Origin of the sequence: Providencia sp. PROV205 (assembly GCF_028479505.1) — a bacterium.
In the GTDB taxonomy this organism is placed as follows: Bacteria; Pseudomonadota; Gammaproteobacteria; order Enterobacterales; family Enterobacteriaceae; genus Providencia; species Providencia huaxiensis.
Genome location: NZ_JAMPNU010000019.1, coordinates 29087 through 44557, shown reverse-complemented (window position 1 = coordinate 44557; position 15471 = coordinate 29087). Strand labels below are relative to the sequence as shown.

Sequence of the window (15471 nt, the reverse complement as noted above, 5' to 3'; positions counted from 1 at the left end):
TTATGTCTTTTTTAGATAGAAATGAAAGTATTCTCTCAAAGTATAACAAAGCTTTGGTGCTAATCTTTGTTGTTCTTTTTTTTGTGGAAAATGTAACCAGATATAAACATATTCTGTTCTATTTGATGATAGCCACATCTTTGGTTTATCTGTCTTTAGATACAAAAAAAGTGCTAAAAAGATTAAATAATAAACTTTTATATTTAGTTGTTGCTTTTTCTGTTTTTCTTTATGTATCAACATCTTATTCAGATATGTTAAGTGTATCTATTAAAACTATTAACAATAATTTATTGAATTATGGAATACTAAGTTTATCACTTTTATTGCCAATTATTTTATATAGAGAAAGCCTAAAAGAGATTTCAAAACTATTATTAACGAGTTTTACTGCATCGTTAGCCTTAGTTTTACTTGTTGAGTTATGCCGCTACTATATAGCCTATCAGCAGGGTATTTTACCGTTTACTACTTATGATTTTAGGCATGTTTCGGATGCGTTAGTTTTTTTCTTTCCAATACTTCCTATTCTTTGGTATTTATTACCCAAATCTAAACTTATTTATTTTTATCTTTTAAGTATTGTATTTCTGTTTGTTTTACTCGGAACGCTTGCTCGAGGGGCATGGGTTGCAGTTGCAGTCGCTGGGTTATTATTTTTATGTTTTAAACGTCCTTGGAAACTAATTGGAGTTGTATTATGCCTTTCGGTAATTTCACTTATTTCAATTAAACTAATTTATCCTGATACAAGTAAAAAACTGTTTTATAAACTAGAACAAATGGATAGCTCAAATAGATATCAAAATGGTACGCAGGGAAGTGCGATTGAGCTTATTTTGGAGAATCCAATTATTGGCTATGGGGTTGGTGATAAAATATATCATAAGAAATACAATAGCGTAGTTAAACATCACCCTAAATGGGTCGCTAGATATTCTATTGGGCCCCATAATATTTGGCTTTATATTTGGTTTGGTACGGGTATTGCAGGGTTAGCGATATTTAGTGCGGTATTTTTGTCAATGTGCTATTCCTCAATGCAAGGGATTAAAAATAGGTCTGATGCACCGGAAATTTACTTTGCCTTCATTGCATTGCTGTTAAGTCTTATTGGCTTTTATCTGGTTCGTGGAATGTTTGAACAAGTGGACCTCAAACCCTTAGGAGTTCTTTTGGGGTTTTTAATCGCCATGATGGGGCATAGTTCAACTAAGCAGAAGAGAGTTTGCCATGAATAACCTGATAACAAATAAATATCTGTTAAATGAGGGGGCTAATGCGAGTAATGCCTCATTACCATGTCTTGATATTATTTATGGTTCGGATGAAAACTATCAGTTTGGTGCAGGTGTTTCAGCGGTCTCTTTACTTATTAATAACCCAAATACGTTCTTCAGATTTCATTATTTTTTAGATAAAGTCAGCCCTAGCTTTTTAGAGAAGTTGAAGGCTATTTCTCATCAGTTTTCAACTGAATTTCATGTTTATGAGTTGGATAATCAATTATTAAAAACATTACCGGCTTCTGATGTTTGGTCCTCAGCGATGTACTTTCGGTTAGTTGCTTTAGATTATCTTTCGAAAGATTATGATGTTGCCTTATATTTAGATGCGGATGTTATCTGTAATGGTCAATTAGATTTGGCAGCTAATTTAATTGAAGACAAAGTTTGTGGTGTTATTGCTGATGACATCGGTGTAAGAACAAAAAGTGAAACGCGACTACACACACCACAGTTAGCTGAGACCTATTTTAACTCGGGTGTTATGTTTGTGAATTTAAAGAAGTGGCACGAAAAACGAGTTACTCAGCAATGTTTTGAGTTATTGTCTGCAGAAAATGCGAAACAACGGTTTAAATACCCTGATCAAGATGTACTAAACCTTATTTTAAGAAATGACCTGATACTGCTTAATAAAAAGTTTAATACAGTTTATACCTTAAAAAATGAGCTGTATGACCGAACACATCAAAAATACCAAACCATTATTACACCTGAAACGGTTTTAATTCATTACACTGGTGTGAGTAAGCCTTGGCACACATGGGCGAACTATCCTTCTTCTCAGCCTTTCTATAAAGCATTAGCGCAATCACCTTGGACAAAGGATGATTTAAAACATGCCACTAAATTTGTTGAAAGGAAAAAAGAATATAAGCACCTATTAAAGCGAGGTGCGTATTTATCAGGTATTTTGTCAGGTATTCATTACTTGTTTGAAAAATACACAAAAAAAAGAAAATAATATGATGATTAATAAAATTGTCTTAACAGTTTCTCCTATATTTTCTATACCGCCTAAAAGTGCGGCAGCAATTGAATCGTGGATGTACAATGTCGCTAAACGATTAGACATTGAAAACCGAATCGTTTGTATACAAAATGATGGATATAGTGCTCATTCTGTTGTTAATGAGCATTGTGAAATTGAGCGCATTAAGTTTGGGAAAGTGTATACAAGGCTATTTAAGAAATGGACAAGATTAGACCCATATTCTTATGCAGATAGAATTGTCAAAATTAAACACCAATTTTCGCCAAATCCGAATGAAAGCGTTATTTTTGTTCACAATCATATTAAATCCTTCAAAAAAATAATTAAGAAAGAAGGGCATAATAACGTTGTGTTACACATGCATAATTTGTACGAGCCTAAAGATGTTCCTGAAGACATAAAAATCATTGTACCAAGCCACTTTATGAAAAATTGGTACAGGGAACGTTTACCAAATGCATTTATTGAAGTGGTGCGTAACGGGTTCGATGGTGAAATTTATGCTCAATCACCTGAGGTCAAGCGTGAGGATTTTGGGCTAACAGTAGAGGATAGGACTGTTTTATTTGTCGGGAGAGCCGCCAAAGGCAAAGGACTGCTTGAATTAATGCAAGCATGTCAAATTTTCTTTGAAGAAGATCCTAGCTATAAACTTGTCATTGTGGGAGACCTAAATACGGCATCAAAAGGTGAGTTGGCGCAATATCAAAACGAAGTAAAAAATTTTGCAAAAATTTTGGGTGAGCAGTGTATTTGTTTAGGTGAGGTTCATCCTGAAAAAATTCGACACTATTATGCTCTCGGGGATATTATTGTTGTTCCCTCTATTGAGCCAGAATCATTTTGTATGGTTGCACTTGAAGCGATGGCTTCGGGTCGCCCTGTGATAGCAAGCCAGCGAGGGGCAATGGTGGAATTTATTTCCCATAATGAAACGGGGTTTATTTTCAGGGAGCCACTTTCGCCTTTAAGTATGGCAGAGGATATTACTAGTGCGTTAAATCACCCAAATAGTCAAGAAATAGCCTATCATGCTAAAAAACATGCTTATGATAATTTTACTTGGGAAATTGTTAAAGATGAGCTTATGAAGGTGATTGCAAAATGGTATCCCTAAGCAAGGAATGTGAGTTTATATATGCCAGAACTACCAGAAGTTGAAACCAGCCGCCGTGGAATAGAACCACATTTAGTCGGAAATACAATATCTTACGCAGTTGTACGCAATAGTCGATTACGTTGGCCGGTTAGTGAACAGATTAAAAGTTTATCAGACGAAATAGTTCTGAGTGTGCAACGTCGCGCTAAGTATTTGCTGATTGAATTGCAAAAAGGTTGGGTTATTGTTCATCTGGGCATGTCTGGTAGTGTGCGTATTTTGACCGAAGAATTACCTGAGGAAAAACATGACCACGTGGATTTAGTCATGCGAGATGGCAAAGTGCTGCGCTATACAGACCCTCGTCGGTTTGGCGCTTGGCTCTGGTGTGATGATTTAGAAAATAGTTCTGTGCTTGCACACTTAGGCCCCGAGCCATTATCAGACGCATTTAACCCGCAGTATCTTTATGAATTAGCGCAAAAGAAAAAAGTGGCTGTTAAGCCGTGGTTAATGGATAACAAAGTGGTTGTTGGTGTAGGTAATATTTATGCCAATGAAGCATTATTTGCGACGAAAATATCACCTGAAAAAATCACTAATACATTAACATTGGTTGAAATTACCGAGCTCGTGCAACAGATCAAAAAGGTGTTACAACGCTCCATTGAGCAAGGCGGCACGACACTAAAAGATTTTTTACAGTCGGATGGTAAGCCCGGTTACTTTGCCCAAGAGTTGTTTGTCTATGGGAAAAAGGGGGAACCCTGTTCAATGTGTGGTACGCCAATAGAAAGCATTAAACAGGGGCAACGTAGCACCTTCTTTTGCCCACAGTGTCAAAAATAGTGCGCTTTTACTATTTTTTATTGAGTTTCTTTAGCATTGCCTCAGCAACCACTGGGGGTAGGAAAGATGAAATATCACCATCGTGAAGTGCAACATCTTTGATCAAAGAAGAAGAAACAAAGGATAAACTTTGCGATGGTAATAAAAATACGGTTTCCAAGTCAGGAACAAAATGGCGGTTCATATTCGCTAATTGCCACTCATACTCGAAATCAGCTACAGAACGAACCCCTCGAATAAGAATATTGGCACCATTTTTTTGCGCAAAACTAGCCATCAATTCAGAAAACCCAACAACTTCAACATTATCAAGGTGAGAAGTGACTTCTTTAGCTAGGGCAACGCGCTCATCAAGGGAAAACATCGGGTTTTTTCGTTGACTATTCGCAATAGCCAGCAAAACATGGTCAAACATTGCTGCTGCTCGGGTAACAATATCAACATGTCCTGATGTCACAGGGTCAAACGTACCAGGGTAAATAGCCTTATGTTTCATGGCGATAGTATCTCGTTGTTTGTATTTTCTATTCGAAAAAACAGCATGAATAAGCGCTAACATTATCGGCTATCTAGCATGGTTGCAACTGTAGATGAGATTTTACCGCTATTTTTAGGTGCATATTCTGCACACTTTTATTTGCGCTTTATGGTAAGATAGCGCCAATTTTGGTAAGTGAATCAGATCGAATGTTATTGCTGCGTCTATATCAGGTACTTCTTTATCTTATCCAACCATTTATATGGGTTCGCCTATTGCTGCGCAGCCGTAAAGCGCCTGCGTATCGTAAACGTTGGGGCGAACGTTATGGCTTTTGTGCAGGAAAAGTAAAACCTCAAGGCATTTTATTACATTCAGTTTCTGTCGGGGAAACCCTCGCAGCCGTTCCATTAGTCCGTGCACTTCGCCATCACTATCCGTCTTTGCCAATTACAGTGACCACGATGACGCCAACTGGCTCAGAACGTGTTCTTTCTGCGTTTGGTGATGATGTCGACCACGTCTATTTACCTTATGACCTCCCTGGTTCAATGCGCCGTTTCCTGAAACAAGTCGACCCAAAACTTGTGATCATTATGGAAACTGAGTTATGGCCAAACATGATTAATCAATTGCATAAACGTAAAATTCCATTGGTTATTGCAAATGCGAGACTTTCTGAGCGCTCTGCTGCGGGGTATCAAAAGCTCGGTAGCTTTGTGAAACGTATGCTACGTAATGTCACGATGGTTGCAGCACAACATCAGGAAGATGGTGAACGCTTCGTTCAATTAGGGTTACGGCGGATGCAATTGAGTGTAACGGGGAGCTTGAAGTTTGATATCTCAGTGACGCCTGAATTAGCTGTAAGGGCAATAACTTTGCGCCGCCAATGGGCAGCACATCGCCCTGTCTGGATAGCGACCAGTACTCATGAGGGTGAAGAAGCCATTGTATTAGAAACCCATCAAAAATTGCTATCCCGTTTTCCTGATTTGCTTTTAATTTTAGTTCCTCGCCATCCAGAACGTTTTGCAAAAGCAGAAGAGTTGACCCAAAAAGCTGGCTTAACGTTTATTCGTCGTAGCGCTAATACAATCCCTACAGCAGATATCCAAGTGGTGATCGGTGATACGATGGGTGAATTGATGCTGTTATATGGAATTGCAGATATTGCCTTTGTTGGGGGAAGCTTGGTCGAAACTGGGGGGCATAACCCACTCGAAGCAGCAGCCCATGCGCTACCCGTGTTAATGGGGCCTCACACATTCAATTTTAAAGATATTTGCGGAAAACTGACTCAAGCCGATGGATTGATTACGGTAACAGACAGTGAATCGATGGCCCAAGCCGTGACGAGTTTGCTTTCTGATGAAGATTACCGGTTATATTATGGACGTCATGCCGCCGAAGTTCTTCATGAGAACCAAGGTGCCCTCCAAAGATTATTAAAATTATTGCAACCCTATTTGCCTCCGCGAGAGCAATAATGCCAAGTAATGTCTTTTTTTGAATATTAACTTGAACATTACAACAATAGATTGTGAATATTTTCTGGCACATCCTAGTATTGCATTTAAACTATAGTAGACTTCCCTGCTTATTATAGAGTCATTCGATTTGGTTTATTGCTATTAGGGTAGTATCCAAATGGAATGTTGGAACTTTTGTTTATTTTTCTAAGACTATATGCCAGCCACTAATCAATCAATTTCAAATAAATATGTTTATGTATGGGTCATAAGCTATGCCATAGCTTGGATCTTAGCGAGTTTTTATTTCGACCCAACCGTACCTTATGACACAGTAGAAGCGGTAAATTGGGGGATGAACGGGGAGTGGGGATCACCTAAAAACCCATGGTTTGTTGGCGTCATGATGTGGCCTGCAATTTACCTTGATATTTCCTATAGTTTTTATTGGTATTTTAGCCACTTTGTGGGTATTGCATTCGGTTTACTTGGCGTGTGGAAGCTGGCTTTTCGTTTAACTGGGCGCCGCGACCTCGCTTGGTTTGCAATGCTAATGTTGAATTTATCAGGTGTCATTAATTTCGATATCATTCCTTATAATGATAACTATATTTTAGTGACATTATGGCCTTGGGTTATTTATTTCTTTTTACGTGCCGTTGATGATAACCCTGCATGGTGGTTACCGTTTGCTTTATTTGCTGGCCTTGCAACAATGGGGAAATACTCAACTTTGGCGCTAGTTGGGTCTGTTTTCTTGTTAACTATATTTGTGAAACACGTTCGCCAAAGTTATCGCCACCCTGTTTTTTACCTTGCGATTGCGTTGTGGTTTGCTTTGGTATTACCAAATTTCTTTTGGTTGATGGCAACGGACTTTTCGGCTTTCAAATGGGTAGATTCACAAATCGACCCTGGGTTTAATCTTCATACCACACAAGCGGCGCTGAGCGTGTTTTATCCGTTAGTGATTGCAGCGATTATCATTTATTGCAGCGGTGGAAAGTTAGGGTGGCCGAAAGCGGCAGCGAATCGTATGGCTAACTTTATTCTTCTTTTTCCTCTGATTGTGATCTACGGTTGGTTCTCTTTTCACGATGGCGGCCGAATAACTGAATGGCTGCAGCCATTTATGGCGATTAGTGCACCGTTATTTGTCGGCTCTATAACAGTGATGCCTAAACAGCCATTGAAAAAATCGCTAATTGGTTTGGCTATCTTTGGTGGCGTGGTTATTGCGGGGTACCTTATTGTTCAAGCAGCTAATATTCGCGGAGCAGGGCAAAAATTTATTGGCGTGAAAACCTTGATAGCAGACGGTGAGCAGCGTTGGTATCAGCGCTATGGTATGCCAGTTAAATATGTTGGCGGGGAAGATAACCAATATCAATGGTTTATTATTTATGGCAAGGATAGGCCACATGTCATTCAGCCTTGGTCGATGGAAAAGCATATGCCACCGAATATCTATAACCGTGAGATTACGGAAGCTGAAATTCGCCAACATGGGGCGTTATTGCTGGGTAAGAAATATGATGATTGCGCCCATGAAAACTTCGCTAAGGTACGTAAGTTCTGGCCACAATTTACGATAGAAAAAGAAGATGTGATTTATCGTTCTGAACCGGATGCCGCACCTGAAACCATGTGCTTTGGGTTTATTGCACCAGAGAAGTAATTTCTAGTTGAGAATAGCGCCTTTTTAAAGGCCTATTCTTACATATTAGACATATTTACCGAATTAATTTTAACGATATAGCCAAACGTATAAAACGGTTGTATTTTGAACCATGGTTGAATAATCTAAATACATCACGCCATTTCATATACCCTAAGTAATTTAATTGGAAAATGTCTGGGTATTTACTAGCGCAGGTTAAGAATATACCTTGGTCATCATCAACAATGCCTGAGGATAAAAATTCTTTTTGAGTTTCAAATACAATTTTATAAAACTCTGGCCATTTTTCTTTACTGGCCACTAATACACCACCAATTATATGTGGATTATTATTTAGAACTGTTTCTAATATTGCATTTTTATCTGTTAGAGCTAGTGTATTTTGTATAGAAAACAAATGGATCTTATTAGGATTAAAAGAATGGTGCCACTCAGTTATACCATAAATACTTCCATTGTTTCGTATATATCCAAAGTCTACCCATGCCGCGAATTCACTATCAACAAGGTCTAGATCAATCGCTTTTTTGACAAAAAAAGGTTTTAGGTTATTAATCAAAACATACTGTGGCGACCAGTACTCAGGCGCACGTAGTAATTTAGGCTTAATTAGTTTTTTAAATTCATCGCTATTTTGAATTTGTGCAATTTTTTTTAGAATAAACTTAAATTTTTTATCAAGATTAATTGTGATTATATGAGTTACTTTACCTTTTCTCATGGAGAGAATTTCTTCTTGTAAATCTGAAGTTGTAAAGATAATCATATCGTTATCAAGTTTTGCTAACCTATTAAAATACTTAAAGTAAGTTTCATTTGTACATTCTAGTGAATTTGGACGACCATTTTTTCTATTCCAATTTCCTCTACCGATGTCAAAAAATGCCGTTATGATTGTAATTGAATTATTCATTATAATTAATGTCTGGTATTGGGTAGACGAAAAAGGTTGCCTACGTAAATGATGTGGTAAAAGATTAAAAAGTTTGAGTAGCTAAGATACCTTTCTATAGAAAATGTTTCAACTGTTCATAAGTGTATGTAGCACTTATATCCTCGATATGGTTACTCGGAGATTTAATCGTATGCTGCCCTTGCCCATATCCCCCAATCAAGCCGGGGTCAGTGGGGCCAAACAGGGTAAAATTAGGTTTATCAAGTGCCGCGGTTAAATGGCTAAGCCCAGTATCGACAGAAACGACAGCTTTAGCATTAGCAATTTGCTGTGCAACTTCGGCTAAAGTGAGCTTGGGTAAAACTTCTACAAAATCAAAGTCTTTTGCTAATCGTTCTGCACGTTGCTGCTCATGAGGTGCACCCCAGGGCAACTTGATTTTGATACCACTCCCAGCCATTAGCCCGATGAGTTCTCGCCAATTTTTTTCAGGCCAGTGTTTATCATCACGGGTGGTTGAATGCAGAAAAATGACATAAGGGCTTTGAGGCTCTTCTTGTGACTGCAAAAAGTGTTGAGCAATCGCATAATCCCCTTGCTGCGTTGGGCAGGTATAACCAAGGCTTTTGGCAAATAATTGGCGAATACGTTCAACGGCATGTTGTTGCTTGCTGATTGCGTAACGGTGGTCATAAAAGAAGCTGGCTAATGGTTCGCGGATGCTATGGCGGTCATAGCCATGTTTATCACCATGAGCCAAGCGGGTGACAAGAAAAGCGCTCTTTAATAACCCTTGCGCGTCAATAATCGCGTCATAATGTGTTGCTTGTAATTTCTTGCGAAATTCCGCATGTTCGGCCCTGATCGGTGCAGAAAACCAATTTTTTCGCCAGCGGCGAATGGCCACAGGGATCACTTGGTTAACGCCACTGTGCCATGTTGGGATTTGCGCGAAGCCTTCTTCAACGACCCAATCGAATTGGATATTGGGTATGGCTTGTTGTGCGTCGGTCAGTGCAGGTAATGAGTGTAAAACATCCCCCATTGAAGATGTTTTGACTAATAATACTCTCATCATTCAATACCTATATTTAACCGAGCTAACGCATCGATAACTAATTGAGGTTGGATATCAATCAAACTTTGGTGATAACCACTTTCACCATCACCTTTACGCACTTTGTGATACCCCGTAATTAGGCGGATCACTTCTGCTTTATCTGATAATGGCGGGGTGAAATCAGGGCTACTTGGGCCATATAAAGCGACAAGCGGTTTACCGAGTGCAGCTGCAACATGCATCAAACCCGAATCATTACTGACAACGGCATGGCAGGCATCGATTAGATTAACAGCTTGTTCTAACGATGTTTTCCCTGAAAAATTATGGCAATGCAATTTAGCATCATCGGTCAGCTCTAAACGAATAGCTTCACCAGCTTCGTGGTCTTTTTGCGAACCAAATAGCAGCACCTGATAGCCTTTTTGGCTAATCAGTGTTTGAGCAAGAGAAGCGTAGTGGTAGTGAGGCCAGCGTTTGGCAGGCCCGAACTCTGCCCCTGGGCAAAAACCAATAATAGGGCGCGAGCCATCAACCCCAAAGGTTTGCAGAGTTTCAGTGACTTCTTGCGGTTCAGTGACCAGTTTAGGTGGTAAAATGGGTGTCGGAATATCGGAAGCTGATTGAATAGCTTGCTTATCATAAGCAAGAGCAACATATCGTTGCACCATTAAAGGAAACGCTTCTTTATTCAATGGGCGAATATCATTGAGTAGGCCATAGCGCATCTCTCCACGCCACCCCGTTCTTTTGGGGATCTTTGCAAAAAAAGGCACAAGTGCAGATTTTAAGGAGTTTGGTAATACAATAGCTTGATCATAGCCATTTGCCTGCAAACTTTTGCCTAATCGACGACGTTCACCAATTTCCAGTGCACCATGCCCAAGCGGCATAGGAATAGCTTCGTTAACTTCAGGCATTTTGGCGAGTAAAGGACGGCACCATTGTGGCGCCATCACATCAATCTGTGCATGGGGATGTAAAGCCTTGATCGTGCGATAAAGGCTTTGTGACATCATCATATCCCCTACCCATGAAGGGCCGATCACCAATATTTTCATAAATGATTTTTCAGAAATAAGCGTTACGCGTCTTTATTGAGCAAGTGCATATATTCGGTGACACCTTCAGCAACCGTTTTAAATGGCGCAGTGTAGCCAGCGGCACGTAATTTGGTCAGGTCAGCTTGTGTGAAGCTTTGGTAGCGACCTTTTAATTTCTCAGGGAATTCAATGTATTCGATGGCCACATTTTTGTCTTTGTGGAATTCAGTGACTGCATCAGCAACAGCTTGGAAAGATTCTGCACGTCCTGTACCACAGTTAAAAATACCTGAAACATTATTTTCCCAGAACCATAAATTTACCGCAGCCACATCGCCTACATAAATAAAATCACGGCGGAAAGTATCGCTACCTTCGAACAGTTTTGGGTTCTGCCCTTCATTAATTTGTTTATTTAAGTGATACGCAACGCTCGCCATGCTGCCTTTATGGTCTTCATTTGGTCCATAGACGTTGAAATAGCGGAAACCACAGACTTGTGAATCGGCTTCTGGCAGAATTTCACGTACATATTGGTCAAATTGGAATTTTGAATAACCATAAACATTTAATGGTTTTTCGAATTGACGTTCTTCAATAAAGTTATCGCTACGACCGCCATAAGTTGCTGCAGAAGAGGCGTATAAGAATGGAATTTCGCGCTCTAAGCAATAATGTAATAACTCTTTAGAAAACTGGTAGTTATTGTCCATCATATACTTGCCATCCCACTCTGTGGTTGATGAACAAGCACCTTCGTGGAATACCGCGTCAATTTCACCGAAATCATCACCCGCGATGATACTAACAATGAAATCTTCTTTATCTGCGTAATCCGCAATATCAAGGTCAACAAGGTTGGCAAATTTAGTGCCATCTTTCAGGTTATCGACCACTAGGATATCTGTGCGGCCGATTGCATTTAGGGCTTTAATAATATTGCTGCCAATAAAACCAGCTCCACCAGTGACTATGATCATTGGGTATACCTCAAATGGGTTAAGAAAATAGGATCGTCATTGGTGACTATAATAACATCTCTTGGCGCAGACGGTAGCATTGATAGAAGAGAATTGAACTGGCACTAAAATGAGAACAAGGTAAATATCGTGATCTTGGCTACAAACTTGACTTATTTATGCTGTGAATATCGCCACACATAGAGACTATTATTAAACTCTATTAATAGAAACTATTCAGGAAGAAATCATGTCAGAAAGATTTTATCAGCAGATTCAAGAGCAATTGGTACAAATTGAAGCCGATGGATTATTTAAAAACGAGCGTATTATTACGACTTCACAAGATGCTGACATTGAAATTGTAGGTGGCCAGCGAGTTATTAATTTCTGTGCTAATAATTATCTTGGTCTTGCAAACCACCCCACGCTCATCGAAGCGGCTAAACAAGGAATGGATAGCCATGGTTTTGGTATGGCATCGGTGCGCTTTATTTGTGGAACGCAAGATAACCACAAAGTTTTAGAGTGCAAACTGGCGGATTTTCTGGGCATGGAAGATGCCATTCTCTATTCGTCCTGTTTTGATGCAAATGGCGGTCTGTTTGAAACCTTATTAGGAGCAGAAGATGCCATTATTTCAGATGCATTAAATCATGCATCAATTATTGATGGGGTTCGCTTAAGCAAGGCAAAACGCTACCGTTACAGCAATAATAATATGGTGGAATTAAAAGCGCGCTTAGAAGAAGCCAAAGCCGCAGGGGCTCGCCATATTTTAATCGCAACAGATGGTGTGTTCTCGATGGATGGTGTGATCGCGGATTTGAAATCCATTTGTGACCTTGCGGACGAATACCAAGCTTTGGTGATGGTGGATGATTCACATGCTGTTGGTTTTGTTGGGGAAAATGGTCGAGGTAGCCATGAGTACTGCGATGTGATGGGCCGTATCGATATTATCACGGGGACATTGGGTAAAGCCTTGGGTGGTGCATCCGGTGGTTATACGGCAGCGAAAAAAGAGGTGGTTGAATGGCTGCGTCAGCGTTCTCGTCCTTATTTGTTTTCGAACTCACTCGCTCCTGCGATTGTTGCCGCATCTATCAAAGTGATTGATATGATGAAAGAAGGTCATTCATTACGTGAAAAATTATGGCGTAATGCCGTGTTATTTAGAGAAAAAATGACAGCGGCAGGTTTCACCCTCGCAGGTGATGACCATGCCATCATCCCTGTGATGTTAGGTGACGCCAAACTTGCCCAAATTTTTGCAAAAGAGCTACTTGATGAAGGTATCTATGTCACGGGCTTTTTCTACCCTGTAGTGCCGCAAGGTCAGGCACGTATTCGTACTCAGATGTCCGCAGCACATAGTGAGGAGGATATTTTACACGCTGTTGAAGCATTCACCTGCATTGGTAGAAAACTAAAAATAATCAAATAAAAGGTCTTTTATGAAAGCACTGTCCAAACTGAAAGCTGAACCAGGTATATGGATGACAGATGTTCCGAAACCGGAACTCGGGCACAATGATGTGATGATTAAAATTCGTAAAACTGCGATTTGCGGTACGGATGTACATATCTATAACTGGGATGAATGGTCGCAGAAAACCATTCCTGTCCCAATGGTTGTCGGTCATGAATATATAGGGGAAATTGTTGCGATTGGGCAGGAAGTCAAAGGCTTTAAAATTGGTGACCGAGTGTCAGGGGAAGGGCATATTACTTGCGGCCACTGCAGAAACTGCCGTGGTGGCCGTACCCATCTTTGCCGCAATACGATTGGGGTGGGCGTTAACCGAGAAGGGTGTTTTGCAGAATACCTAGTGATCCCCGCATTCAATGCTTTTAAAATTCCCGACAATATCCCTGATGAAATCGCGGCTATTTTTGACCCATTTGGTAACGCAGTTCATACGGCACTTTCCTTTGATTTAGTGGGGGAAGATGTGCTGGTTTCAGGGGCTGGCCCTATTGGTATCATGGCAGCCGCGGTGTGCCGACATGTAGGTGCACGCCATGTTGTTATCACTGATGTGAATGACTATCGGCTTGAATTGGCGAAAAAAATGGGTGTTTCTCGTGCAGTGAATGTTAGTCGTGAAAATTTAAAAGATGTGATGAACGAACTGGGAATGAAAGAGGGTTTTGACGTAGCATTAGAAGTTTCTGGTGCCCCGGCAGCTTTCCAAACCATGTTAGACACCATGAACCACGGTGGCAGAATTGCCCTATTAGGTATTCCCCCATCCTCGATGGCAACAGATTGGAGCCAAGTGATCTTCAAAGGGCTATTTATTAAGGGGATCTACGGCCGAGAAATGTTCGAAACATGGTATAAAATGGTGACACTCATTCAATCTGGTTTGGATTTATCACCGATAATTACCCATCAATTCTCGATTGATGAGTTCCAAAAAGGCTTTGATATCATGCGTTCAGGCCAATCTGGTAAAGTGATTTTAAACTGGGATTAAATTGATTATCTCAATTCCCCTTTTTGGCTTTTTTGAACCAAGAAGGGGAATCGAAAATGAGCTACTGCTATTGTTTGAAAAGCGGGCGCTTTTGGGCTTTATCGCCCTGCACCAACAAAGGTTGTAAAGCCTTATCGTTATAAATCCCCTCGACAACAAACATAATAAAATCAATTCCCTGTAGCTTCGAAGAGGGTAATGTAAACTCACAGATACCGAGCTCTTGCGGAATAATCATATTTTCTGGTTGGCTGGCTGTTTCCGGTTGCTCAACTGCTGCATCTTCGGTTAGAGGGGTTTTGATCTCATCTTGTATTGCTTGCTCGGTTTTAGGCTGCGCTGAGGTCTTTTTCGCTTCTTCAGATAACATTCTTAATGATGTTGGCTGTTTCGTTGTAGGTTGAGGGCTCAGCAGGGCACTAACACCCACTAATTCAACATCAGCAGGAAGTTGGGCAAGGTATTTTTGTAACGCACGAACGGTAGATGGATGTGGGTGGCCGATTGCAACTGCACTGCCGTGCTTACGTGCATAGGCAACGGCTTTATTCAATTGAGTACGCGTTTCTTCTTCCGATTGGTGGTTATCAATAAAAATATGGCGACGTAACGTGGGAACACCGTATTCTTTGGCGGCATTACCTGCTTGGGTATTGCCAATAGTCACACTATCAAGGAAAAATAAGTTTGACTTTGACAGGCTCTGCATCACATTACGCATTCCTGCTAAGTTAGATGTCATCTCACTTCCCATGTGGTTATTCATCCCTTTTGCATAAGGAACTCGGCTTATCGCATTTTTAATAATGCGGTCAATTTCCTCTGCATTCATTGAGGGTGCTAATGTGTCTTTCTCTAATGGCTGTTTGCTCAATGGTTTCATTGGCATATGGATGAGAATATCACGGCCTTGCTGATGGGCTTTTTCTGCGACTTCACGGCCATGAGGAGAGCTCGGTAAAATTGCAATAGTCACCGCGGGGGATAAGGCTAAAATTTGGTTATCTTCTTTAACGCGATAACCAAAATCATCAATCACAATCGCTAGCTTTGCCGCACTCACCGGTAGACACATCATCAATAATGAGAAAACAATGAGTGGTCGAACGGGTAAGTGCTTCAGCATAACGTTATCCTAATTAATTGAATTTAAAATTTATCGCCCTAACTAT

The 15471-nt window shown here is 40.3% G+C and carries 14 protein-coding genes; 8 read left to right on the top strand and 6 right to left on the bottom strand.

What is annotated here, in order from left to right:
• Positions 1–2: 2 nt before the first annotated feature.
• The 4 genes from rfaL to mutM are packed head-to-tail and all read left to right on the top strand — an operon-like array spanning position 3 to position 4228.
• On the top strand, positions 3–1241 hold the full coding sequence (rfaL, locus tag PR800_RS11965; protein WP_210843220.1) for an O-antigen ligase RfaL: 1239 nt from the start codon (positions 3–5) through the stop codon (positions 1239–1241).
• The gene (locus PR800_RS11960; protein WP_272530903.1) at positions 1234–2250 is read left to right on the top strand and encodes a glycosyltransferase family 8 protein; all 1017 of its coding nucleotides are present in this window, start codon (positions 1234–1236) and stop codon (positions 2248–2250) included. The genes rfaL and PR800_RS11960 overlap by 8 nt, the downstream gene beginning before the upstream one ends.
• The gene (locus PR800_RS11955; protein ID WP_272530901.1) at positions 2222–3397 is read left to right on the top strand and encodes a glycosyltransferase; all 1176 of its coding nucleotides are present in this window, start codon (positions 2222–2224) and stop codon (positions 3395–3397) included. Before PR800_RS11960 ends, PR800_RS11955 begins: the two co-directional genes overlap by 29 nt.
• Before the next feature lie 21 nt (positions 3398–3418).
• Positions 3419–4228 carry a bifunctional DNA-formamidopyrimidine glycosylase/DNA-(apurinic or apyrimidinic site) lyase gene (gene mutM, locus PR800_RS11950; RefSeq protein WP_181489979.1) on the top strand — a complete coding sequence of 270 codons (810 nt, stop codon included), beginning with the start codon at positions 3419–3421 and terminating at the stop codon, positions 4226–4228.
• A 10-nt stretch (positions 4229–4238) separates the two neighbouring features.
• Here mutM and coaD read toward each other — a convergent pair whose 3' ends face one another.
• The gene (coaD, locus tag PR800_RS11945; RefSeq protein ID WP_166267218.1) at positions 4239–4724 is read right to left on the bottom strand and encodes a pantetheine-phosphate adenylyltransferase; all 486 of its coding nucleotides are present in this window, start codon (positions 4722–4724) and stop codon (positions 4239–4241) included.
• Positions 4725–4915: 191 nt separating this feature from the next.
• Here coaD and waaA point away from each other — a divergent pair, with 191 nt between their 5' ends.
• Both waaA and PR800_RS11935 read left to right on the top strand, forming a co-directional pair.
• Positions 4916–6196 (top strand): lipid IV(A) 3-deoxy-D-manno-octulosonic acid transferase, encoded by a 1281-nt coding sequence (gene waaA / locus PR800_RS11940; protein ID WP_166267124.1) that lies wholly within the window; start codon positions 4916–4918, stop codon positions 6194–6196.
• 199 nt (positions 6197–6395) lie between these two features.
• On the top strand, positions 6396–7856 hold the full coding sequence (locus tag PR800_RS11935) for a glycosyltransferase family 39 protein (RefSeq protein WP_272530899.1): 1461 nt from the start codon (positions 6396–6398) through the stop codon (positions 7854–7856).
• Positions 7857–7911: 55 nt separating this feature from the next.
• Here PR800_RS11935 and PR800_RS11930 read toward each other — a convergent pair whose 3' ends face one another.
• The 4 genes from PR800_RS11930 to rfaD form a co-directional block, all read right to left on the bottom strand.
• Positions 7912–8772: a WlaTC/HtrL family glycosyltransferase gene (locus tag PR800_RS11930; RefSeq protein ID WP_210843217.1), complete on the bottom strand. Its 861-nt coding sequence runs from the start codon at positions 8770–8772 to the stop codon at positions 7912–7914.
• Between the two features lie 94 nt (positions 8773–8866).
• On the bottom strand, positions 8867–9829 hold the full coding sequence (rfaC, locus tag PR800_RS11925) for a lipopolysaccharide heptosyltransferase RfaC (protein WP_272530945.1): 963 nt from the start codon (positions 9827–9829) through the stop codon (positions 8867–8869).
• A complete protein-coding gene (rfaF, locus tag PR800_RS11920) occupies positions 9829–10875 on the bottom strand; it encodes an ADP-heptose--LPS heptosyltransferase RfaF (protein WP_239979017.1) in 1047 nt (348 codons plus the stop codon). The genes rfaC and rfaF overlap by 1 nt, the downstream gene beginning before the upstream one ends.
• A gap of 23 nt (positions 10876–10898) precedes the next feature.
• Positions 10899–11837, bottom strand: a complete 939-nt coding sequence (rfaD, locus tag PR800_RS11915; protein ID WP_166267118.1) for an ADP-glyceromanno-heptose 6-epimerase — start codon at positions 11835–11837, stop codon at positions 10899–10901.
• 229 nt (positions 11838–12066) lie between these two features.
• Here rfaD and PR800_RS11910 point away from each other — a divergent pair, with 229 nt between their 5' ends.
• Both PR800_RS11910 and tdh read left to right on the top strand, forming a co-directional pair.
• Positions 12067–13263 (top strand): glycine C-acetyltransferase, encoded by a 1197-nt coding sequence (locus tag PR800_RS11910; RefSeq protein WP_272530897.1) that lies wholly within the window; start codon positions 12067–12069, stop codon positions 13261–13263.
• A gap of 10 nt (positions 13264–13273) precedes the next feature.
• Positions 13274–14299, top strand: a complete 1026-nt coding sequence (gene tdh, locus PR800_RS11905) for an L-threonine 3-dehydrogenase (protein ID WP_206276328.1) — start codon at positions 13274–13276, stop codon at positions 14297–14299.
• 67 nt (positions 14300–14366) lie between these two features.
• On the opposite strand, the gene PR800_RS11900 is transcribed toward tdh, so the two are convergent.
• Positions 14367–15425 (bottom strand): divergent polysaccharide deacetylase family protein, encoded by a 1059-nt coding sequence (locus PR800_RS11900; protein WP_395351186.1) that lies wholly within the window; start codon positions 15423–15425, stop codon positions 14367–14369.
• Positions 15426–15471 lie beyond the last annotated feature (46 nt).